The sequence below is a fragment of the Arthrobacter sp. G.S.26 genome, assembly GCF_050847375.1.
In the GTDB taxonomy this organism is placed as follows: Bacteria; Actinomycetota; Actinomycetes; order Actinomycetales; family Micrococcaceae; genus Arthrobacter.
This window is the reverse complement of the sequence record NZ_CP193752.1, coordinates 2,226,922-2,249,257: the sequence shown is the minus strand read 5'-3', so window position 1 is coordinate 2,249,257 and position 22,336 is coordinate 2,226,922. Positions and strand designations below refer to the sequence as shown.

Sequence of the window (22,336 nt, the reverse complement as noted above, 5' to 3'; positions counted from 1 at the left end):
GGTTGTGCCCTGCGCCCAGTAGCAAAAGGCAGCGGTTGGCCGATGCTCTCCATTATGGAGGCCAGTAACACTGACACACCGCAGATATTGGAAGGACACAAGTGGCTAACAACACTCGTGCTCGCCGTACCGCACGCCTGTCGCGTGCACTCGGCATCGCTCTGACCCCCAAGGCCGCCAAGTACATGGAGCGCCGTCCGTATGGCCCCGGTGAGCATGGCCGTGCCCGCAAGAAGCAGGACTCGGACTACGCCGTACGCCTCCGCGAAAAGCAGCGTCTGCGCGCCCAGTACGGCATCCGCGAAGCACAGATGACCCGTGCCTTCGAAGAAGCCCGCCGCACCAAGGGCCTGACCGGTGAGAACCTCATCGAGCTGCTCGAAATGCGTCTTGACGCCCTGGTCCTGCGTGCCGGCTTCGCCCGCACCATCGCCCAGGCCCGCCAGCTGGTTGTGCACCGCCACATCCTGGTTGACGGTATCCGCGTTGACCGCCCGTCGTTCCGCGTCGGCGAAGGCCAGCTCGTCCACGTCCACAGCCGCAGCGAGACCATGGTCCCGCTCCAGGTTGCAGCAGCCGGCGCACACCGCGACGTTCTGCCCAACGTTCCGGCTTACCTTGACGTCAAGCTCGAGGCACTCCAGGCCCGCCTGGTCCGTCGCCCCAAGCGCTCCGAGGTCCCCGTGACCTGCGAAGAGCAGCTCGTCGTCGAATTCTACGCACGCTAAATTCCAGCAGCGTATCCAAAGAAGCCCGTGGCAAGCGCCACGGGCTTCTTTGTATGTAAGGTACTTGGGGGACATCTGCAGGACGCGCAAGGCGCGGGCCCGCGGGCGTCGAACCGAACCACAGAATTACAAGGAGTTGAATCGTTTATGTCTGGTGGCGATATTGCCGGCCTGATCGCTGCCGGGGTGTTTGCGCTCCTGGTGCTGCTGCTCGCGGTGCCCATCCTCAAGCTGGGGCGGGTGTTTGATGAGGTCCGTACCTCCATCCGGTCCCTGAGCGACGGGGCCACGCCCCTCATGGATGAGGTCACCGCCACGGTGTCCACCACCAACCAGCAGCTGAAGAAGGTGGACGGCATCTCGTCCAACGTCTCGGACGCCACCGCCAACCTTTCGGCCTTGTCCTCCCTGGTGGCAGCAACCGTCGGTTCGCCGCTGATCAAGGTGGCCGCCTTCAGTTACGGCGTGCGCACCGCGCTGGCCAACCGCCGGAAACCCGCCGCCGGCCGCCGCAGCCGCTGAGTTCCGGAAAGGACATCACATGAAACGACTTGTCTGGATGGGAATCGGCGTGGCCATCGGCGTCATCGCGTTCCGCAAAGTAACCGAAGCCCAGGCCACGCTGGGCCCGGAGGGCCTCAACCGGGCCGTTGGACGGCTGGCGGACGGGGTCTACGACTTTGCCGACACCGTCCGCGCCGGTATGCGCGAACGGGAAACCGACCTCCGCACCGCGCTCGGAATCGAATCGGCGGAGGTGGCGCGCCGCTGAGCCGCGGCGCCCACGCTTTCCACCCGCAATGAACCGGCAGCGACCACCCGAAACGTCCCTGCCGCACAACGAATTTCCTCCGCGCCAACAGCCGCGCGGACCAAGAAGGGTATAAAACAGCTCATGAAGTCGCAGGAGATCACGAAGCGCTGGGTGGACTTTTTTGTCAGCAAGGGCCACACCGCGGTGCCGTCCGCCTCGCTGGTTTCCAGCGATCCCTCGCTGCTGTTCACGGTGGCCGGCATGGTTCCGTTCATCCCGTACCTGACGGCCCGCGAAGAGGCCCCCTACGCCCGCGCCACCAGCGTGCAGAAATGCATCCGCACCGGCGACATCGAGGAAGTGGGCAAGACCGCCCGGCACGGCACCTTCTTCCAGATGTGCGGCAACTTCTCCTTCGGCGACTACTTCAAGGAAGACGCCATCAGGTACGCCTGGGAGCTGCTCACCACCAGCGTGGCCGACGGCGGCTACGGCCTGCCGCCCGAGCGCCTCTGGGTGACGGTTTATGAGGAAGACGATGAAGCCAAGGAACTGTGGCTGAAGAACACCGGAGTTCCGGCGGAGCGCATCCAGAAGATGGGCAAAGCCGACAACTACTGGAACACCGGCCAGCCGGGCCCGGCCGGCCCCTGCTCCGAAATCTACTACGACCGTGGGCCTGCCTACGGCATCGAGGGCGGCCCGCTCGCTGACGAGACCCGGTACATCGAAATCTGGAACCTCGTGTTTATGCAGTACCAGATCGACAACGTCCGCTCCAAGGACGACTTCGACATCGTCGGTGAGCTGCCCAAGAAGAACATCGACACCGGCCTGGGCATGGAGCGGCTGGCCATGATCCTTCAGGGTGTCGAAAACATGTACGAGACCGACCAGGTCCGTCCCGTGATCGACAAGGCCGCTGAGCTCTCCGGCAGGGAATACACCTCCGCCGAAACCCCGGATGACCCCCACCACACGGACGATGTCCGGATGCGCGTTGTTGGCGACCACGTCCGCTCCGCCCTGATGCTGATTTCGGACGGCGTCACCCCCTCCAACGAAGGCCGCGGCTACGTCCTGCGCCGGCTCATCCGCCGCGCCGTCAGGTCCATGCGCCTCCTCGGCGTTGAAGAGGCCTGCCTGCCCAGCCTGCTGCCGGCCTCCCGGGACGCCATGAAGGGTGTCTACCCCGTGGTGGACACCGACTTCGCCCGGATCAGCCGGATCGCCTACGCCGAAGAAAAGGCCTTCCTGCGCACCATCGCCTCCGGAACGGCCCGGCTGGAGGATGCCGTCAAGGAATCCAAGGCCGCCAACACGCAGCTCTCCGGCGCGGACGCCTTCGCCCTGCACGACACCTATGGCTTCCCCATCGACCTCACCCTGGAAATGGCCGAAGAGGCCGGACTCAAGGTGGACGAGCCCGCCTTCCGTGCCCTGATGCTGGAACAGCGCCAGCGCGCCCAGGCCGACGCCAAGGGCAAAAAGGGCGGCCACGCCGACCTCAGCGCCTTCCAGGAGATCCTCACCCAGGGCGAGACGGTCTTCACCGGCTACACCGAGCTCGACGGCGAATCCCGGGTCCGCGGCCTGCTCGCCGCAGGGCGCCCGGTCCAGCAGGCTTCCACGGGTGATGAGATCGAACTGGTCCTGGCCGAGACGCCGTTCTACGCCGAGGCCGGCGGCCAGTCAGCCGACACGGGCCTCATCACCGGCGACGGGTTCGTCGTTGAGGTCCTGGACGTCCAGCGCCCACTGAAGGGCCTCAGCGTCCACAAGGCAATCGTCCGCGAGGGCGAAATCGGTTCGGACTCGCTGGTCCGTGCAGCCGTGGACCGTGAACGCCGGCACGCCGCCGAGCAGGCACACACCGGCACGCACATCGTGCACGCCGCGCTGCACCAGATCCTCGGCCCGGAAGCCACCCAGCGAGGCTCCTTCAACAAGGCCGGCTACCTTCGCTTCGACTTCGCCTGGGGCGAAGGCCTGAGCACCGCCACAAGGTCCGAGATCGAAGAAGTCTCCAACCTGGCGATCCGCAACAACTACGCGGTCCGGACCAACGTCATGGGCCTCGCCGAAGCCAAAGCGCTCGGCGCCATGGCACTGTTCGGCGAGAACTACGGCAGCGAAGTACGGGTTGTGGAGATCGACGGCGCCTGGTCCCGCGAGCTTTGCGGCGGCACCCACGTTGCCAACACCTCGCTGATCGGCAGCCTGTCGCTCCTGGGCGAGCAATCCGTTGGCTCAGGAAACCGCCGCGTCGAGGCGTTTGTGGGCATGGAGGCCTTCCGGCACCTCGCCGCGGAACGCGCCCTGGTGACGGAGCTGACCGACCTGCTGAAGGTCCCGTCGGGCCAACTGGCCGACCGGATCGCCACAACACTGGCGAAGCTCAAGGCAACCGAGAAGGAACTGGACCGCCTCCGCAAGGAGCAACTGGCAGCCGCGGCGGGCCAGCTCGTCAGCAGTGCCCGCGACGCCGGTGGCGTCAGCGTTGTGGCCCACGACGCCGGCACTGTCAGCGGCGCGGACGACCTCCGGGGCCTGGCCCTGGACCTGCGGACCCGGCTCGGATCCGCGGCAGCCGCCGTGGCCGTCGCCGGTGTTGCCAACGGGCGGCCGGTCATCCTGGTTGCCACCAACGAAGCTGCCCGGGAAGCCGGCGTCAAGGCCGGTGCCCTGGTCCGGCTCGCCGCCGGGATCCTTGGCGGCGGCGGTGGCGGCAAGGACGACGTCGCCCAGGGCGGCGGCACGGACGCAGCCAAGGTCGGCGAGGCCCTGGCCGCGGTGACCGACTCGATCGCGCGGCGATAACCGCTTCATGGACAATCCTGCAACATCCGGCGGCTACCCCCAGGGCGTGAAACTGGGGGTGGACGTTGGTACCGTGCGGGTGGGGATTGCCATCTGCGACCGTGACTCCATCCTGGCTACGCCGTACAAAACGCTGGACCGCAACGCGAAAAAGAACTCCGACATCAGGGTCATCGCCAACCTGGTGGCCGAACTGGGCGCCGTGCAGGTCATTGTGGGGCTGCCGCGCACCATGAAGGGCGAGGAACACGCGTCCGCACGGATGGCCACCGACTATGCCCTGCTGCTCGCCACTGAGCTGTCGAACCGGTCGCTGGACGTGCCGGTGACGCTCGTGGATGAGCGGCTCAGCAGCGTTTCGGCGCACCGGAGCCTGCGCGAAGCTGGCATGAGCAGCCGGGATCACCGTAAAGTAGTGGATCAGGTCGCTGCTGCGGGCATACTCCAGCACGCCATAGACATGCAAAAAGCCAGGGGAACGGATGTCGGCTCACGTGTGAGCGCTCCTTCCCTTTCCGTGGACTTGGGGGTCAGCGGGGCTGGGGAGCCATTCCCTGCTCCGCCGGGAAACGCGGCCCGATCTTCAGATAATGGAAGGCAACAGTGAGTCCTGCCAACAGTGACGATGCTTCCGGTGCCCACGATGCCGGCGCGGCCCGGCCGCTGACCCGCAAGGAAATCCGGGAACGCGAGAAGCACCTCAACGACGGCCCCGGCCCGGAGCTGCAAGAGGGCGCCGGCCCCGCCGTTCCGCCGCAACCCTCAGCGCCGCCCGCAACGGCAGGCATCCCTGCCGTTCCCGACGCGCTGCCTTCCATCCAGGACGCGCACCATGACGACGCCGCCCACTCGGACCAGTACGGCCAGCCCGACCCGGCCTACGCGGACCCCGCCGACCGGGAACCCGCGTACGCCGTGCATCACCAACAGCAGGCAGATGCGCACCCGGACAGCACATACGACGACGGCGCGCACCACGGTGCCGGCAGCCAACACAGCGGGGACCACCACGATGCCCACCACCTTGCTGATGCCCAGCACGCTGACGAGCACCACGAATTGCTGCCCGGCTCGGCGGCGGTCCAGGTAGTGGCGAAGCCCTCCCGGAAGATCCGGCGGCGGCGCCGCTTCCTCGCCCTGTTGATCACCCTCGCCGTTTTTGTTGCGGCCGTGGCCGTCGGTGCCCAATTCCTCAAACCCCTCCTGGGCAGCGACCAGGCCGCCGACTTCCCGGGCCCGGGAAGCGGTGAGGTGCAGGTGACAGTGGACAACGGCGAAGGCACCCGGTCGGTGGCTGCGGATCTTGAAAGCAAGCGCGTAGTGGCCAACGCCGACACCTTCCTGCAGGCCTTCGCAGCCTCCGGGGGAGTCCTTGCCCCTGGTGACTACACCTTCAAGGCTGAAATGAAGAACACAGACGCCGTGGACGTGCTGCTCGGAAAGAGCCAGGCGAAGGTCATCTACATCGCCCTGAGCGCCGGGCTGCGCGTCGGCGAATCGCTGCAGGCAATCGCCGACGGCTCCGGCGTCACCGTCCAGCAACTCCAGGCTTTCAACAATGCGCCGGCCCAGTTCGGGCTGCCGGCCACGGCGAAAAACCTCGAAGGATACCTGGCACCGGGCGAGTACCGGTTCCCCCTGGGCACCCCGGCCAAGGAGATCCTGCAGAAACTTGTCAGCACCACCGTTGACGAGCTGAAATCCCAGGGCATCACCGACCCCGCCAAGCAATACGAAGCCGTGACGGTGGCCAGCATCGTCCAGGCTGAAGGCGGCCAGGCCGAGTACGGCGATGTGGCCGGTGCCATCTACAACAGGCTCAAGCCCAACGACCAGACCGGCGGCTTCCTCCAGGTCGACTCCGCCGTCACGTACGGGCTGGGCACCAAGAGCTTCAACTTCACCGATGAAGAGCGCAAGGACAAGTCCAACCTGTACAACACCTACGCCAACCCCGGCCTTCCGCCGGGCCCCATCGGTTCGCCGGGCAAAACAGCCATCGACGCGGCGGCCAAGCCGAAGGCGAACGACTACCTGTACTGGGTCACCGTCAACCTCGATACCAAGGAGACCAAGTTCTCCCGGACGCTGGCTGAGCACAACGTGTTTGTGGAGCAGTACAACACCTGGTGCATGGCCAACGCGGGACGTTGCACATGAGCCTAAGGGCTGCCGTCCTGGGCCACCCGATCAGCCATTCGAAATCACCGGCGCTGCACCTTGCCGCGTACGCCAAGCTCGGCGTGGAGATCGGGTACACGGCCATCGACGTCACCGAGGAACTCCTGCCGGCGCTCATGCGCCAGGTCAGCGGGCAGGCCGGCTGGTGCGGGCTCTCCGTCACCATGCCGCTGAAAACCGCCATGCTGCGGCAGGTGGACCAGGTCCGGGGCGTTGCGCAGACCCTCGGCGTGGTGAACACCGTCTCCTTCGAGGCCCATGCAGGCGGGTTCCGGACCGTCGGGTCCAACACCGATGTGGCCGGAATCGTCAACGCGCTGCGGTATGCCGGCGCCGGCACCACGCCGGCTGGCGTGGTGCTGGGCGGCGGCGGTACGGCCGCCGCCGCCGTGGCTGCGCTGCGGGATCTTGGCGCAGCAACCGTGACGGTCATCGTCCGCGACCCCGCCCGGACCGCTGAGGTGCGCGCCGCCGCGGACAGCCTGGGCGTGGCCTTGGATATCCGGGACATGGCCGGCGCCGCTTCCGTCCTGGCGGCTGCCGACGTCGTAATTTCCACCCTGCCGCCCCGCGCCGCGGACGGGCTGGCTGCGCAGGTGGCTGCCCTGAAAACCGCCACCCCGGGCGTCTTGCTGGATGTGGCCTACGACCCATGGCCCAGTCTCCTGGCATCCGTTTGGGAGACCGGCGGCGGTGCCGTGGTGCCCGGGCTGGAGATGCTCCTGTACCAGGCGGTGGAGCAGGTCCGCCTGTTCACCGGCCGGGGTGCGGACGTTAATGGAGCTGTCATAGATGTGATGTGTGACGCAGTCGGCCTTGCCCGACGGGCGTTCTAACCGCCCTACGTGGCAGGATGGAAATTATGCGTTGGTTGACTGCCGGTGAATCCCATGGCCCGGCTCTGATGGGAATTATTGAAGGCGTCCCCGCCGGTGTGGAAATCACCAGCGGGCACATCGCGGACTCTTTGGCACGCCGCCGCCTGGGCTACGGGCGCGGCGCGCGAATGAAGTTTGAGCAGGATGTTGTCACCATTCTTGGTGGCGTCCGGCACGGCCTCACCCAGGGCGGCCCGGTGGCCATCCAGGTGGCCAACACCGAGTGGCCCAAATGGGAACAAATTATGGCCTCCGACCCCGTTGCGCCCGAAATCCTCGCCGACCAGGCCCGGAACGCGCCCCTGACCCGGCCGCGGCCCGGACACGCCGACTTCACCGGCATGCAGAAGTACGGCTTCGACGAGGCCCGCCCCGTGCTGGAACGGGCCAGCGCCCGCGAAACCGCCACCCGCGTTGCCATGGGTGCCGTTGCCGGTTCGTTCCTCAAGCACCTGGGCATCGAACTGGTCAGCCATACCGTTTCCATTGCCAGCGTCACCGTGCCCGAAGGCCGGCCGCTGCCCGTTCCCCGGGACGTCATCGCCCTGGACGCGGACCCGCTGCGGTGCTTTGACCGGGAAACTTCCGACGCCATGGTGGCCGAAGTGGACGCGGCGCACAAGGAAGGCGAAACACTCGGCGGCGTTGTCGAGGTCCTCGCCTACGGGCTCCCGCCGGGACTTGGCAGCTACGTGCACTGGGACCGGCGGCTGGATTCCCGGCTCGCCGCGGCGCTGATGGGCATCCAGGCCATCAAGGGCGTCGAAGTGGGTGACGGTTTCCTGACCGCCGCCCGCCGCGGTTCCGCCGCGCACGACGAGATTGTCCGCGACTCCGACGGCCGGATCAGCCGCACCAGCAACCGCGCAGGCGGCATCGAAGGCGGCATGAGCATCGGCGACGTACTGCGGGTCCGCGCCGCGATGAAGCCCATCGCCACGGTGCCCCGGGCGCTGAAAACCATCGACGTCAGCACCGGCGAGGCCGCCAAGGCCCACCACCAGCGATCGGACGTCTGTGCCGTCCCCGCTGCCGGGGTTGTGGCCGAGGCCATGGTGGCCCTGGTCCTGGCAGAGGCAGTCATCGAGAAGTTCGGTGGCGACTCCGTGGCGGAAACCGCACGGAACATCAAGGGTTACCTGGACAATATTCCGGCAGCCCTGGACTCGATCGGCCACTAGTGCAGCACCGCAGCCACTCCGGTCCTGCGGACCAGCGGCCGATCGTCCTGATCGGCCCCATGGCCGTGGGCAAGTCCGCCATCGGCCACCAGCTTGCCCAGCAGCTCGGTGCCCCGTTTGTGGACACGGACGCCGTTATTGTGGCCGGCCACGGCAGCATCGCGGACATTTTCGCCTGCCGCGGCGAACACGCCTTCCGTGAAATCGAGGCGCGCACCGTGGCCGGTGTAGTGGATGCAGCCGCCGGGACGGGCACCGTCATCTCCCTGGGTGGGGGAGCGGTCCTTGACTCCGGCACCCAGCAGGTCATCGGCAACTGCACGGTGGTGTACCTCGAATGCGACGCGTCCACCGTCGCCGGCCGGATCGCCAGGAATTCCAGCCGGCCGTTGCTGGCAGGCGACGCCATGGGCCGCTGGACCACCATGTTTGCCACCCGCCAGCCCGTCTATGAACGGCTGGCTGACATCACCCTGGACGTGCGGCACGGCTCGGTTTCCGAGCTTGGCGGACGGCTGGAAGCAGCACTGCGGAGCTACGCAGCTGCCCGACAGGAAGTTGAGAAGTGAGCACCGAATCAACAGTCATCAAAGTCACCGGCGACGCCGCTGCCAGCAACTACGACGTGGTGGTGGGACGCGGCCTGCTCGGTGAACTGCCGGCGTTGCTCGGTGAACGGGTCCGGCGGGTACTGGTGATCCATCCGCGCGCGCTCCGCCTCACCGGCGATACCGTCCGCGATGAGCTGGCGGCCGCCGGGTTCACTTCCCTGACCGCCGAAATCCCCGACGCGGAAGAAGGCAAGCACATCCAGGTGGCCGCGTTCTGCTGGCAGGTCCTGGGCCAGAACGACTTCACCCGCTCCGACGCGATTGTGGCAGTGGGCGGCGGAGCCGTCACCGACCTGGCCGGTTTCGTGGCCGCCACCTGGCTGCGCGGGGTCAAGGTTATCCACATGCCCACCAGCCTGCTGGGCATGGTGGATGCGTCCGTGGGCGGCAAAACGGGCATTAATACGGCCGAAGGAAAAAACCTGGTGGGCTCCTTCCACCCGCCCGCCGGTGTCCTGGTCGACCTGGACACGCTGGCCACACTGCCTAAAAACGAAATCATCTCGGGCCTGGCCGAGGTCATCAAGTGCGGGTTCATCGCCGACCCCGCCATCCTGGACCTGCTGGAAAAGGACACCGCCGCCGTGGTGGACCCGCAGTCTGCGGTGCTCCGCGAACTGATCGAACGGGCCATCTCCGTCAAGGCCAAGGTGGTCTCCGAGGACCTCAAGGAAGCCGGCCTGCGGGAATACCTGAACTACGGCCACACCTTGGGCCACGCGATCGAACTGGTGGAACGCTACTCCTGGCGGCACGGCGCCGCGGTCTCCGTCGGCATGATGTTCGCCGCTGAACTTGCCCGCAGCGTGGGCCGGCTCAGCGACGTCGACGCCGACAGGCACCGGAGCATCCTGGAAGGGCTGGGGCTGCCCGTCACCTACCGGCGGGACCGCTGGCAGGGCCTGCTGGACGGCATGCGCCGGGACAAGAAGTCCCGCGGTGACCTGCTGCGGTTTGTCGTGCTCGACGGCGTCGCCAAACCAGGGATCCTGGACGTTCCGGACACGTCCCTGCTGTTCGCCGCCTACCAGGAAATAGCTTCCTGATGCAGGGCGACCTGGCAGGAACGGCCGACTGGCCCGAAGCCGGCTTCCCCGGCGTCAGGATCAACCCCGAAACCCTGCTGCCGCAGGTGATCAACGCTGAGACGTGCCGTGCGGCCCTGGAAGCGTCGGTGGATCCCGCGGACGCCATTTTTGTCCTGCTGGTGGAAGGACACTCGTCCGAGGCCGCCGAGCTTTTGGCTGACGCCCGCTTCCGCGACCCTGAGTCCTTCAAGCTCCGGGCGTTCGAAGCCGAGGTGCTGCGGGTCTCCAACCGCCTGGATGTGGCTGTGGACCTGTTCCGGCAGCTCCTGGCGGAGGTGCAGGGCACCCCCCGGGAAGCCATGGCGCTGCAGTTCCTGGGCAAAACCCAATACACCGCCGGGCAGACCTCAGCCGCCGTCGAGTCCTTCGCCCGGGCCCTTGACCTCCGCGTCGCCGCGTCCGCTGATGCCGCCCTGATCTACTCCTCCACCGTGGCGCTCCGACGGGCCCGCGACGTCCTGGATCTGGCCTGCTGAGGTCCGGTCGCGGGACCGGACGGCAGGACCGGTCCAATTACCGGTAGAATGATTCTTGGATTTTTGACAAACACGCGCCGGCAAGCCGTTTGGCGTGCCCGCCCGGCATACAGCGTCTGCACGCAACCCGATACGGAAACCTGAGGAAACAGTGGCAACCACTAACGACATCAAGAACGGTACGGTCCTGAAGCTTGAGGGCCAGCTCTGGAACATCATTGAATTCCAGCACGTCAAGCCCGGCAAGGGTGGCGCATTCGTCCGCACCAAGATGCGCAACGTGATGTCCGGCAAGGTTGTCGACAAGACGTTCAACGCCGGGCTCAAGATCGAGACCGCCACCGTTGACCGCCGCGACTACCAGTACCTGTACCAGGACGGTGCGGACTACGTGTTTATGGACACCTCGGACTACGACCAGATCACCGTGTCCGCCGCCACCGTAGGCGACGCCACCAACTTCATGCTTGAGAACCAGATGGTCAACATCGCGATCCACGAAGGCAACCCGCTCTACATCGAGCTGCCGCCCAGCGTTGTTCTCGAAATCACCTACACCGAACCGGGCCTGCAGGGCGACCGTTCGTCCGCCGGTACCAAGCCGGCCACCCTGGAAACCGGCTACGAGATCCAGGTCCCGCTTTTCGTGGAGAACAACACCAAGGTCAAGGTGGACACCCGTGACGGCAGCTACCTCGGCCGGGTTTCCGAGTAGTGAGCGCACGCGGTAAAGCCCGGACCAAGGCGCTGGACGTACTTTTTGAGGCTGAGCAGCGCTCAGTGTCTGCCTTTGATGTCCTCCGCGCCCGTCGGGAAAAGACTGACCAGATCATCAACCCTTACACCCTGGAAATCGTTGAGGGTGTGGTCTCCCAGCAGCCCACCATCGACGAGTTCCTCGAAACGTACTCCCAGGGTTGGACACTGGAGCGGATGCCCTCGGTTGACCGCATCATCCTGCGGATCGGCACCTGGGAACTGCTCTACAACGACGACGTCCCCGACGGTGTTGCGGTCAGCGAAGCAGTAGCGCTGGCCAAGACGCTGTCCACTGACGAGTCGCCGCAGTTCATCAACGGCCTCCTGGGCCGGCTGCAGCAGTTGAAACCCTCACTGCTGGCCTAACCCGGGCCATCTACTGGTTACGGAAGGCCCCGCTCCTCTGAGCGGGGCCTTTTGTGCATCCGGCTCAGCCCGCCACGGAGGCCCGGAGCGCCAGGACCCGTTGCAGCTGCTGCCGCTCCTCCGCCTGGTGCAGCGGGACGTCCCTGCCGCTGAGGATGCGCTGGCGGATGTTGGCCAACCGGGTGGCGGCTCTGATGAAGTCCTTCATCTGCCGTTTCCGGCCGTAGCCTGCCGCCCATGCCAGGGCCGCCCGGCGGCCGGCCAGGGTGGCCAGCAACTGCACCTCCTGGGCAGTGAACCAGCCGGCAGCCGAATACTCCAGCAGCCGCTGCCGGGTCAGCCGCTTCTCGGCAACGCGCAGCAGGATGATGCCGGCCACGGCGAGCAGGAAGATGGGCACCTGGACCAGCGCGTAATCAAGCAGGAAGCCCTGGCCCATGCTGTTCCAGCGGTTGTGCAGGAGCATGGCCGGGAGCAGCCCCACAAAAAACGCGGCCACCGAGGCGCCGGCATGCCAGCGCCGGGCTGCGAAGCCCATGACCAGGCCGGTGGTGCCGGTGAATAAGGCATGCGCAAAAGGCGACATGATGCCCCGGAGGAAAAACACCTGGGCAAAGTCGCCCGCGGGGTCCGTGGATTCCGCGATGGCCCGGCCGAAATACAGGATGTTTTCCGTAAAAGCGAAGCCACCCGCGATGGTGAAGGCAAACACCACCCCGTCCACCGGTCCGTCAAAATGGCGGCGCGCCAGCAGCAGGATGACCAGCAGACCCAGCGATTTGGCGAACTCCTCCACAATGGGCGCCTGGACCGTGGCCAGGTAGGTCCGCAGGTCCGGCTCGTCGGAGAACTGGAACGTCACCACAAACAGCGGCTGGATCAGCAGGGTCACGGCGATGGACACTGCCGCGCCCCAGGTGAAGGCGAAAAACAACAGCCGCTTGGGCTCCGGTTCCCATTTGTCGATCGCCTGGACAGCCAGCAGCACAATGGACAACGGAACCAACGAGGCCACGAAGCCGATCACCAGCCCGCCGGGCCCGGTATTGGCGAACAGGAACGGCACCACAAGGAACAGGCTCAGGAACGCCAGGACACTGCCGCCGATGGTCAGCCCAAGCAACCCGCCACGCCTCCCCGGTGAGCGCTGCAGGGAGTCCTGCGCCGGGCCGGGCATCACGGGGGCCAGCGCCCTGCCCTGGTGGCCGGGCGCGGGGCGGTAGTCCTGCTGCCGGACCTGGCCCATCCAGCTGGGATTGGCCTGGGCGGGAAACGGCCGGCCGGGGCCGGCGGAAGGGTCACCGGATGGCTGGTGCGGGGGCATCGACATAACGGCCAGCCTAGGCGGGCCCGGCCATGGCTCCAAGGAGCCCGGCCCGGCACCCGCGGATGTGACCAGCGCCGCCCGTCACAGGCCGGATCACCGGCCGCCCGTATGGTAATTTTGAAACGCACATGATCCTTTTTTAATTCCGTCCAGTGAGGCGGGGAAAGGGGAGACGAGCGTTGACATCTGTCACCAGCGCGCCGGTTCCAGCCAGGGTTGTCCTCAGCCCGGCGGACATTGACCGGGCACTCACTCGTATCGCCCATGAGATCCTCGAAGCCAACAAAGGCTCGAAGGACCTGGTCCTGCTTGGCATTCCACGCCGCGGCTACCCGCTGGCAGTGCGGCTGGCCGAAAAAATCGCCGCCGCGGACCCCAGCGTTGACGCCGCCACGATCGTGGGCCAGCTGGACGTCACCATGTTCCGCGACGACCTCTCCCACCAGGGCACCCGTCCCGTGTACCCCACAAGGCTTCCCCGCACCGGCATCGACAACAAAGTGGTGGTGCTGATCGACGACGTCCTGTATTCGGGGCGGACCATCCGCGCCGCCCTGGACGCCCTGATCGACCTTGGCCGCCCCCGGATCGTCCGGCTGGCCGTGCTGATCGACCGCGGCCACCGCGAACTGCCCATCCGCGCAGACCACGTGGGCAAAAACCTTCCCACGTCGTCGTCCGAGAAAGTCCGGGTCCGGCTCGAAGAGACCGACACCGCGCCCGGCGGCGACCCCGTCAACGAAGTAGTGATCGAGGGCGGCGCATGAGGCACCTGCTCTCCACCCAGGACCTCAGCCGCGGCGACGCCATCCGCATCCTGGACACCGCCGAGGAAATGGCCGCCGTGGGGGACCGCGAAGTCAAAAAGCTGCCCGCCCTGCGCGGCCGCACCGTAGTGAACCTCTTCTTCGAGGACTCCACCAGGACCCGCATCTCCTTCGAAGCCGCCGCCAAGCGCCTCTCCGCCGACGTCATCAACTTCGCAGCCAAGGGATCCTCGGTCTCCAAGGGCGAATCGCTGAAGGACACCGCGCAGACGCTGGCCGCCATGGGTGCGGACGCCGTGGTCATCCGGCACTGGGCCTCCGGCGCGCCGCACCGCCTCGCTTCCACCGACTGGATCGACGCCGCCGTCATCAACGCCGGCGACGGCACCCACGAACACCCCACCCAGGCCCTGCTGGATGCCTTCACCATGCGCCGCCACTGGTCGCGGCTGGCAGGCACCGGTTCCCAGGGCGCCGACCTGTCCGGCATGCGGGTGGCCATCGCCGGCGACGTCCTGCACTCCCGGGTGGCCCGCTCCAACGTGTGGCTCCTGCGCACCCTGGGCGCCGACGTCACCCTGGTGGCCCCGCCCACCCTGCTGCCCATCGGCGTCGAACAGTGGCCGTGCAAGGTCAGCTACGACATGGACCGCACCCTCGAGCAGGGTGTCGACGCCGTCATGATGCTCCGGGTCCAGGGCGAACGCATGAACGCCTCGTTCTTCCCCAGCACCCGCGAATACTCCCGCCGCTGGGGATTTGATGACAACCGGCTGCGGTCCCTGGAAACCCTGGGCATGAAGGACACCATCATCATGCACCCCGGGCCCATGAACCGCGGCCTCGAAATCAGTTCCGCGGCCGCCGACTCGCCGCGTTCCACCGTCCTGGCCCAGGTCCGCAACGGCGTGTCCGTCCGGATGGCCGCACTGTACCTGCTGCTTTCCGGGGACACCCGCGAACCAGCCGCCACCCCGGGAGCGGGCCACTTCGCCGGCGCCGCCCCTTCCACCAAGGAGAGCATCTGATGGCAGCGAACACCGGAACCTACCTGATCCGCGGCGCCTCCGTGCTGGGCGGCGCCCCTGCAGACCTGCTGATCCGCGACGGCGTCATCGCCGAAACCGGCACCGGCCTGGCAGCCGGGGACGCCACCGTCATCGAGGCAGCCGGCCTGGTGGCGCTGCCCGGCATGGTGGACATCCACACGCACCTCCGCGAACCCGGCCGTGAAGACGCCGAAACCGTGGAAACCGGCACCCGCGCGGCCGCCCTGGGCGGTTACACGGCCGTGCACGCCATGGCCAACTCCAACCCCGTCGCCGACACCGCCGGCGTTGTGGAACAGGTCCACAGCCTCGGCAAGGCCGCCGGCTGGGTGGACGTCCGCCCCGTAGGCGCCGTCACGGTGGGCCTGGCCGGCAAGCAGCTCGCGGAACTCGGCGCCATGGCGGACTCCCGCGCCGGCGTCCGGGTCTTCTCCGACGACGGCATCTGCGTCCACGACCCCGTGCTGATGCGCCGGGCGCTGGAATACGTCAAGGCCTTCGACGGCGTGGTGGCCCAGCACGCGCAGGAACCGCGCCTCACCGAGGGCGCCCAGATGAACGAGGGGGAGGTCTCCTCCGTCCTGGGGCTTGCCGGCTGGCCCGCCGTCGCCGAGGAAAGCATCATCGCCCGCGATGTCCTGCTCGCCCAGCACGTCGGTTCCCGCCTGCACGTTTGCCACGTCTCCACCGCCGGATCGGTGGAAATCATCCGCTGGGCCAAGGAACGCGGCATCAACGTCACCGCCGAAGTCACCCCCCACCACCTCCTGCTCACCGACGACCTGGTCCGCAGCTACGACCCCGTCTTCAAGGTCAACCCGCCGCTGCGCACCGACGCCGACGTCCAGGCCCTCCGCGCGGCGCTGGCCGACGGCACCATCGACGTGATCGGCACGGACCACGCACCGCACCCCAGCGAGCACAAGGAATGCGAATGGGCGCAGGCGGCCATGGGCATGACGGGCCTCGAAACAGCCTTGTCGGTGGTGCAGGAAACCATGATCGAAACCGGGCTCTTCACCTGGGCGGACTTCGCCCGGGTCACCTCCACCGTGCCCGCCGTGATCGGCCGGGTAACAGACCAGGGCCGGCCGCTGGAAGCCGGTGAGCCAGCCAACGTGGTGCTCGTGGATCCCGCCGCGCGCTGGACCGTGGACCCCTCGGCCATGGCCACCATGGGCCGCAACTCGCCGTTCAAGGGCCTGGAGCTTCCCGGCAAGGTGGTGGCCACGTTCTTCAAGGGCCACCCCACAGTCCTCAACGGCGCCCTGAACACCCCCTACCGCGGCGCCGGAACCACGGAAGGGGCCGCCTGATGGACAGAATCCTCCCCGGACTCCTGATGCTCGCGGTCATCGCCGTTGTGTTTGTCCTGATCTGGGTGGGCTGGCGGAACCGGCTCAAGCGCCAGTCCGACGTCGAACAGCTCCCCGCCGTGCCCGCCGCACCTGGCGAGCCCATCACCTCCGCCGAGGGCCAGTACGTTGCCACCACCACCGGCGGCGACTGGCTGGACCGGATCGCCGTGCAGAGCCTCGGCATCCGCACCAACGCCACCCTCGCCGTCCACCCGCACGGGGTGCTCTTCGAGCGGACCGGCGCTCCCGCCCTCTACATCCCGGCCGCGTCCCTCACCGGGGTCCGGCAGGACAGCGGCATGGCAGGCAAGTTCGTCGAAAAGGACGGCCTGCTGGTGCTCACCTGGCTGCTTGGCAGCCGGGAACTGGACACCGGTTTCCGGACCCGCCGGGCCGCCGACAAGGACGTCCTGCACGCCGCCCTTACGGACCTGATCTCCCCAGCCCCCGCGGCTGGCACCACCAGTGGAAAGTAGGACCCAGTGACCGAAACCCGCAACGCCACAGACCCAGCAGTGAAAGCGAAAACAGTGACAGCAACCGCCACACCCCGAAGTGCCGCCAACCACGGCACCCCGTCCGCCCCGGCAGCACTGGTCCTCGAGGACGGCCGCATCTTCCGCGGCCGCAGCTACGGCGCCACCGGAACGGCCCTGGGCGAGGCAGTGTTCGCCACCGGCATGACGGGCTACCAGGAAACCATCACGGATCCTTCCTACGCCCGCCAGCTGGTGGTGCAGACCGCCCCGCATATCGGCAACACCGGTGTGAACAAGGACGACGCCGAGTCCCGGCGGATCTGGGTGGCCGGCTACGTGGTCCGCGACGCCGCCCGCCGCCCCTCAAACTGGCGTTCCGAGCGTTCCCTGGACGAGGAACTCATCGAACAGGGCGTTGTAGGCATCCAGGGCGTCGACACCCGCGCCATCACCCGCCACCTGCGGGAAAACAAAACCATGCGCGCCGGGATCTTCTCGGGCGACGCGGCCAACGCCACGGATAAGGAACTGGTCTCCGCCGTCCTGGCGAGCTCACCGATGGAAGGGTCCCGGCTCGCGGAGGAAGTCAGCGTTGACGAAGCCTACGTCGTGGAGCCCGCTGACCACGGCTGGGACGGCGACGCCCGCTTCAGCATCGCCGCGATCGACCTCGGCATCAAGACCATGACGCCCGTCCGCTTCGCCGAACGCGGTGTCCGGGTCCACGTCCTGCCCGCCACCGCCACCCTGGCAGACGTCCAGGCCGTCAACCCGGACGGTTTCTTTATGTCCAACGGGCCAGGCGACCCCGCCACCGCCGACGCCCAGGTCAACCTCCTCCGCTCCGTCCTGGACGAGAAGCTGCCGTACTTCGGCATCTGCTTCGGCAACCAGATCCTGGGCCGCGCCCTCGGATTCGGCACCTACAAGCTGCGCTACGGCCACCGGGGCATCAACCAGCCCGTCATGGACCGCCGCACCGGCAAGGTGGAAATCACCTCGCAGAACCACGGTTTCGCCGTGGACGCTCCGCTCGACGGCGCCACGTTGGCCCCCGAGGAGCGCTTCGGCCGCGTTGAGGTCAGCCACGTCAGCCTCAACGACGACGTCGTCGAAGGCCTCGCCTGCCTCGACATCCCCGCGTTTTCGGTCCAGTACCACCCCGAAGCCGCAGCCGGCCCGCACGACGCCGCCTACCTCTTCGACAGGTTCATCGACCTGATGGAAAGCACCAAAAACGGCGCCCAGAACACCAACGACAACACTGAGGACACCAAGTAATGCCCAAGAGAACTGACCTCAAAAGCGTCCTGGTCATCGGTTCCGGCCCGATCGTCATCGGCCAGGCCGCCGAATTCGACTACTCCGGCACCCAGGCACTGCGTGTCCTCAAGGAGGAGGGCCTGCGGGTCATCCTGGTGAACTCGAACCCGGCCACCATCATGACGGACCCCGAGTTCGCCGACGCCACCTACATCGAACCCATCACCCCCGAGGTGGTGGAGAAGATCATCGCCAAGGAACGGCCTGACGCTGTCCTCCCCACCCTCGGCGGGCAGACGGCCCTGAACACGGCCATCGCCCTGGACAAGAACGGTGTGCTGGAGAAGTACAACGTGGAGCTGATCGGCGCCAACATCGCCGCGATCGAACTCGGCGAGGACCGCGAAAAGTTCAAGGGCGTGGTGGAGCGCTGCGGCGCCGAATCGGCCCGCAGCCACATCATCCACACCATCGACGAGGCCCTTAAGGCCGCCGAGGACCTGGGGTACCCCATGGTGGTCCGTCCCTCCTTCACCATGGGCGGCCTGGGCTCCGGCCTCGCGTACGACGAAAGCGACCTGCGCCGCATCGTCGGCCAGGGCCTGCAGTACAGCCCTACATCCGAGGTGCTCCTTGAAGAGAGCATCCTGGGCTGGAAGGAGTACGAGCTTGAGATGATGCGCGACAAAAACGACAACGTTGTGGTGGTCTGCTCCATCGAGAACTTCGACCCCGTAGGCGTCCACACCGGCGACTCCATCACCGTGGCCCCGGCGCTGACCCTCACCGACCGCGAGTACCAGCGGCTGCGTGACATTTCCATCGCCGTCATCCGCGAAGTCGGCGTTGACACCGGCGGCTGCAACATCCAGTTCGCCGTGGAGCCTGACACGGGACGCGTTGTTGTGATCGAGATGAACCCGCGCGTCTCCCGGTCCTCCGCCCTGGCCTCCAAGGCCACAGGCTTCGCGATCGCCAAGATCGCCACGAAACTGTCCCTGGGCTACACCCTGGACGAGATCCCCAACGACATCACGCAGAAGACCCCGGCGTCCTTCGAGCCGACGCTGGATTACGTGGTGGTCAAGGTTCCCCGGTTCGCGTTCGAGAAGTTCCCCGCCGCCGACAACACCCTCACCACCACCATGAAGTCCGTGGGCGAGGCCATGGCGATGGGCCGCAACTTCACCGAGGCCCTGCAGAAGGCGCTGCGCTCCCTGGAGCAGAAGGGCTCGCAGCTGGACTTCAGCAGCGTCCCGGAATGGGAAGTCGCTGAGCTGATCGAGAAGTCCAAGCGCCCCACCACTGACCGCCTGCACCAGGTCCAGCGCGCCCTCCTGGGCGGCGCCACCGTGGAACAGCTGTTCGAGGCCACCAAGATCGACCCCTGGTACCTGGACCAGCTGCAGCTGCTCAACGAGATCTCGCACGAAATCCGCCAGGCCTCCGCCCTGACCAAGGAAATGCTGGAGCGGGCCAAACGCCACGGCTTCTCCGACGAGCAGATCGGCGCGCTGACACACAACTCCGAAGCTGTGGTCCGCGGTGTCCGCCAGGCCCTGGGGATCCGCCCGGTCTACAAAACGGTGGACACCTGCGCCGCCGAATTCGCCGCCTACACCCCGTACCACTACTCGTCCTACGACGAAGAGGACGAGGTGGCGATGCACGCCAAGCCGTCGATCCTGATCCTGGGCTCCGGGCCCAACCGGATCGGCCAGGGCATCGAATTCGACTACTCCTGCGTCCACGCCTCCATGGCGCTGCGCAAGGCCGGCTACGAAACGGTCATGGTCAACTGCAACCCGGAAACGGTGTCCACCGACTACGACGTCTCCACCCGGCTGTACTTCGAGCCGCTCACCCTCGAGGACGTCCTCGAAGTCATTGCCGCTGAAGAGCGCACCGGCGGAGTGATGGGTGTCTTCGTCCAGCTGGGCGGCCAGACGCCGCTGAAGCTGGCGCAGCAGCTCGCCGACGCCGGCGTGCCCATCCTGGGCACCTCACCGGAAGCGATCGACCTCGCCGAGCACCGCGGCATGTTCTCCCGGGTCCTGGACCAGGCCGGCCTGATCGCCCCGAAGAACGGCACCGCCGTGTCCTTCGAGGACGCCAAGAAGATCGCCGACGAAATCGGCTACCCCGTCCTGGTCCGCCCGTCCTACGTGCTGGGCGGCCGCGGCATGGAAATCGTCTACGACGAGCCCAATCTGTCCCGCTACATCGCCAACGCCACGGAAATCACCCCGGACCACCCGGTCCTGATCGACCGGTTCCTTGAGGACGCCGTCGAAATCGACGTCGACGCCCTCTTCGACGGCACCGACATGTACCTGGGCGGCATCATGGAGCACATCGAGGAAGCCGGCATCCACTCCGGCGACTCCGCCTGTGTCCTGCCGCCCATCACCCTGGGCACCAACGTGCTCGAACGGGTCCGCACGGCAACCCGCGCCATCGCTGAAGGCGTCGGCGTCCGGGGCCTGATCAACATCCAGTTCGCGCTGGCCTCCGACGTCCTTTACGTCCTCGAAGCCAACCCGCGGGCGTCCCGCACCGTACCGTTTGTGTCCAAGGCCACGGGCGTGCAGATGGCCAAGGCCGCTGCCCTGATCGGCACCGGCGTCACGATTGGCCAGCTCCGCAGCGATTACAAGATGCTGCCGGAAACCGGCGACGGTTCCACGCTCCCGCTGGACGCCCCCGTGTCCGTCAAGGAGGCCGTGCTGCCGTTCAGCCGCTTCCGCACCGTGGAGGGCAAAGTGGTTGACTCCCTGCTCGGCCCCGAAATGCGGTCCACCGGTGAGGTCATGGGCATCGACAAGCACTTCGACACCGCCTTCGCCAAGAGCCAGGCCGCAGCCAACAACGCCCTGCCCACTGAAGGCAAGATCTTTGTCTCCGTGGCCAACCGGGACAAGCGCTCCGTGATTATGGGCGTCAAGCGGCTCTCCGATCTGGGCTTCGAGATCGTCTCCACCGGCGGTACCGCCGACGTCCTGCGCCGCAACGGCATCCAGGCCACCCCGGTCCGCAAGGTGGCCGAGGGATCCAGCGCCGACGGGGAAGGCACCATCGCGGACCTGGTCATCGCAGGGGAGATCGACATGGTCTTCAACACCCCCTCCGGCGGCGAAGCCCGAAGCGACGGCTACGAACTGCGCGCAGCGGCAACCTCGATCGGGATTCCCTGCATCACCACGGTGGCTGAGTTCAACGCGGCGGTCCAGGCCATCGAGGCCATGCGCACCTACGAATGGTCTGTCACCAGCCTGCAGGAACACGCTGCCGCGCTGGCCGCCTCGCAGGAAGCGGCCCGCCGGAATGCCTGAGCAGGAATCCGCCGGCCGGGAGCCTTTCGGTTCCCGGCTCGGCGCGGCCATGGCCAGCCGCGGCCCGCTGTGCGTGGGCATTGACCCGCACCCGGGCCTGCTGTCCGCGTGGGGGTTGAACGACGACGCCGAAGGGCTGCGGACGTTTTCCCGCACCGTCCTGGACGCCGTAGGTTCCCTCGCTGCCGCGATCAAGCCGCAGGTGGCCCTATACGAACGCCACGGCTCGGCCGGCATGGCGGTGCTCGAGGAACTGCTCGCAGCTGCCACCGGGACCGGCGTGCTGACCATCGCGGACGCCAAACGCGGCGACATCGGCTCCACCATGGCCGCCTACGCGGACGCCTGGCTGCGGGACGGTTCGCCGCTCGCCGCGGACTCCGTGACCCTCAGCCCCTACCTGGGCTTTGAGTCGCTGCGCCCGGCGCTGGACCTGGCCGCGGAAACGGGCCGGGGCGTATTTGTCCTGGCACTGACGTCCAACCCGGAAGGCGCTTCCGTCCAGCACGTTGGCGGTGCGGACTCCGTGGCCCGGCGGATCGTCGAAGCGGCGGCAGCGGAGAACACCCGCTACGCCGGGGACCTGGGCTCGGTGGGCCTGGTGGTCGGCGCTACCGTGGGCTCCGCTCTGGCAAGCCTGGACCTTGATCTGGCGGCCGTCCGCGGCCCCATCCTGGCTCCGGGACTGGGAGCACAGGGGGCCACCCCCGCGGATCTGCGCGCCACGTTCGGCGCGGCGTATCCGCAGGTGCTGGGCACATCCAGCCGCGACATCCTGTCCGCCGGCCCCGATCCGGTACGGCTCCGGGCAGCTGCGGCCCGGACCCTGGACGGGCTGTGCGGGTAATAGGGCGCCGTTTAGGCCGATCCATTGATTCACGCAGTCCTGAAGAGTAGTTTCAGGACAGGTTCAAGGGCG

At 67.1% G+C, this 22,336-nt stretch carries 21 protein-coding genes; 20 read left to right on the top strand and 1 reads right to left on the bottom strand.

From position 1 onward, the window contains the following. Positions 1-101: 101 nt before the first annotated feature. The 13 genes from rpsD (at position 102) to nusB (ending at position 11,842) form a co-directional block, all read left to right on the top strand. Entirely contained in the window at positions 102-728 is a 627-nt protein-coding gene (rpsD, locus tag ACRB8A_RS10205) for a 30S ribosomal protein S4 (protein ID WP_050684650.1), read from the top strand. 147 nt (positions 729-875) lie between these two features. Then, on the top strand, positions 876-1,250 hold the full coding sequence (locus ACRB8A_RS10200) for a DUF948 domain-containing protein (RefSeq protein ID WP_050684651.1): 375 nt from the start codon (positions 876-878) through the stop codon (positions 1,248-1,250). A gap of 19 nt (positions 1,251-1,269) precedes the next feature. Further along, the gene (locus ACRB8A_RS10195; protein ID WP_235504685.1) at positions 1,270-1,500 is read left to right on the top strand and encodes a DUF6167 family protein; all 231 of its coding nucleotides are present in this window, start codon (positions 1,270-1,272) and stop codon (positions 1,498-1,500) included. 123 nt (positions 1,501-1,623) lie between these two features. Further along, the gene (gene alaS, locus ACRB8A_RS10190) at positions 1,624-4,302 is read left to right on the top strand and encodes an alanine--tRNA ligase (RefSeq protein ID WP_432244623.1); all 2,679 of its coding nucleotides are present in this window, start codon (positions 1,624-1,626) and stop codon (positions 4,300-4,302) included. A 7-nt stretch (positions 4,303-4,309) separates the two neighbouring features. Continuing rightward, positions 4,310-4,909 carry a Holliday junction resolvase RuvX gene (gene ruvX / locus ACRB8A_RS10185; protein WP_050684653.1) on the top strand — a complete coding sequence of 200 codons (600 nt, stop codon included), beginning with the start codon at positions 4,310-4,312 and terminating at the stop codon, positions 4,907-4,909. Then, positions 4,906-6,462: an endolytic transglycosylase MltG gene (gene mltG / locus ACRB8A_RS10180; RefSeq protein ID WP_432244622.1), complete on the top strand. Its 1,557-nt coding sequence runs from the start codon at positions 4,906-4,908 to the stop codon at positions 6,460-6,462. Before ruvX ends, mltG begins: the two co-directional genes overlap by 4 nt. Further along, positions 6,459-7,319 carry a shikimate dehydrogenase gene (locus ACRB8A_RS10175; protein ID WP_432244621.1) on the top strand — a complete coding sequence of 287 codons (861 nt, stop codon included), beginning with the start codon at positions 6,459-6,461 and terminating at the stop codon, positions 7,317-7,319. The genes mltG and ACRB8A_RS10175 overlap by 4 nt, the downstream gene beginning before the upstream one ends. Positions 7,320-7,342: 23 nt before the next feature. Then, positions 7,343-8,542 (top strand): chorismate synthase, encoded by a 1,200-nt coding sequence (gene aroC / locus ACRB8A_RS10170; protein ID WP_050684715.1) that lies wholly within the window; start codon positions 7,343-7,345, stop codon positions 8,540-8,542. Continuing rightward, entirely contained in the window at positions 8,542-9,111 is a 570-nt protein-coding gene (locus tag ACRB8A_RS10165) for a shikimate kinase (RefSeq protein ID WP_050684656.1), read from the top strand. The genes aroC and ACRB8A_RS10165 overlap by 1 nt, the downstream gene beginning before the upstream one ends. Continuing rightward, positions 9,108-10,199: a 3-dehydroquinate synthase gene (gene aroB / locus ACRB8A_RS10160; RefSeq protein ID WP_056598182.1), complete on the top strand. Its 1,092-nt coding sequence runs from the start codon at positions 9,108-9,110 to the stop codon at positions 10,197-10,199. Before ACRB8A_RS10165 ends, aroB begins: the two co-directional genes overlap by 4 nt. Beyond that, the gene (locus ACRB8A_RS10155) at positions 10,199-10,717 is read left to right on the top strand and encodes a tetratricopeptide repeat protein (RefSeq protein WP_432244620.1); all 519 of its coding nucleotides are present in this window, start codon (positions 10,199-10,201) and stop codon (positions 10,715-10,717) included. The genes aroB and ACRB8A_RS10155 overlap by 1 nt, the downstream gene beginning before the upstream one ends. 151 nt (positions 10,718-10,868) lie before the next feature. Continuing rightward, positions 10,869-11,432: an elongation factor P gene (efp, locus tag ACRB8A_RS10150; protein ID WP_050684659.1), complete on the top strand. Its 564-nt coding sequence runs from the start codon at positions 10,869-10,871 to the stop codon at positions 11,430-11,432. Then, entirely contained in the window at positions 11,432-11,842 is a 411-nt protein-coding gene (gene nusB / locus ACRB8A_RS10145) for a transcription antitermination factor NusB (RefSeq protein WP_050684660.1), read from the top strand. Before efp ends, nusB begins: the two co-directional genes overlap by 1 nt. Positions 11,843-11,906: 64 nt before the next feature. Here the strand turns inward: nusB and ACRB8A_RS10140 are convergent, their stop codons facing one another. Next, complete coding sequence (locus ACRB8A_RS10140) at positions 11,907-13,172, bottom strand: PrsW family intramembrane metalloprotease (protein WP_050684661.1); 1,266 nt, start codon at positions 13,170-13,172, stop codon at positions 11,907-11,909. 176 nt (positions 13,173-13,348) lie between these two features. On the opposite strand from ACRB8A_RS10140, the gene pyrR reads away from it, so the two are divergent. The 7 genes from pyrR to pyrF are packed head-to-tail and all read left to right on the top strand — an operon-like array spanning position 13,349 to position 22,264. Further along, positions 13,349-13,936: a bifunctional pyr operon transcriptional regulator/uracil phosphoribosyltransferase PyrR gene (gene pyrR, locus ACRB8A_RS10135; RefSeq protein ID WP_432244619.1), complete on the top strand. Its 588-nt coding sequence runs from the start codon at positions 13,349-13,351 to the stop codon at positions 13,934-13,936. Further along, positions 13,933-14,964 (top strand): aspartate carbamoyltransferase catalytic subunit, encoded by a 1,032-nt coding sequence (locus tag ACRB8A_RS10130; RefSeq protein ID WP_432244618.1) that lies wholly within the window; start codon positions 13,933-13,935, stop codon positions 14,962-14,964. The genes pyrR and ACRB8A_RS10130 overlap by 4 nt, the downstream gene beginning before the upstream one ends. Continuing rightward, positions 14,964-16,301, top strand: a complete 1,338-nt coding sequence (locus tag ACRB8A_RS10125; RefSeq protein WP_432244617.1) for a dihydroorotase — start codon at positions 14,964-14,966, stop codon at positions 16,299-16,301. The genes ACRB8A_RS10130 and ACRB8A_RS10125 overlap by 1 nt, the downstream gene beginning before the upstream one ends. Further along, on the top strand, positions 16,301-16,819 hold the full coding sequence (locus ACRB8A_RS10120; RefSeq protein WP_050684665.1) for a hypothetical protein: 519 nt from the start codon (positions 16,301-16,303) through the stop codon (positions 16,817-16,819). Before ACRB8A_RS10125 ends, ACRB8A_RS10120 begins: the two co-directional genes overlap by 1 nt. 54 nt (positions 16,820-16,873) lie before the next feature. Continuing rightward, positions 16,874-18,103, top strand: coding sequence for a glutamine-hydrolyzing carbamoyl-phosphate synthase small subunit (carA, locus tag ACRB8A_RS10115; protein WP_157370950.1), 1,230 nt, complete (start codon positions 16,874-16,876; stop codon positions 18,101-18,103). Next, positions 18,103-21,417: a carbamoyl-phosphate synthase large subunit gene (gene carB, locus ACRB8A_RS10110; RefSeq protein ID WP_285240334.1), complete on the top strand. Its 3,315-nt coding sequence runs from the start codon at positions 18,103-18,105 to the stop codon at positions 21,415-21,417. Before carA ends, carB begins: the two co-directional genes overlap by 1 nt. Beyond that, positions 21,410-22,264 (top strand): orotidine-5'-phosphate decarboxylase, encoded by an 855-nt coding sequence (pyrF, locus tag ACRB8A_RS10105; RefSeq protein ID WP_285240333.1) that lies wholly within the window; start codon positions 21,410-21,412, stop codon positions 22,262-22,264. Before carB ends, pyrF begins: the two co-directional genes overlap by 8 nt. Positions 22,265-22,336 lie beyond the last annotated feature (72 nt).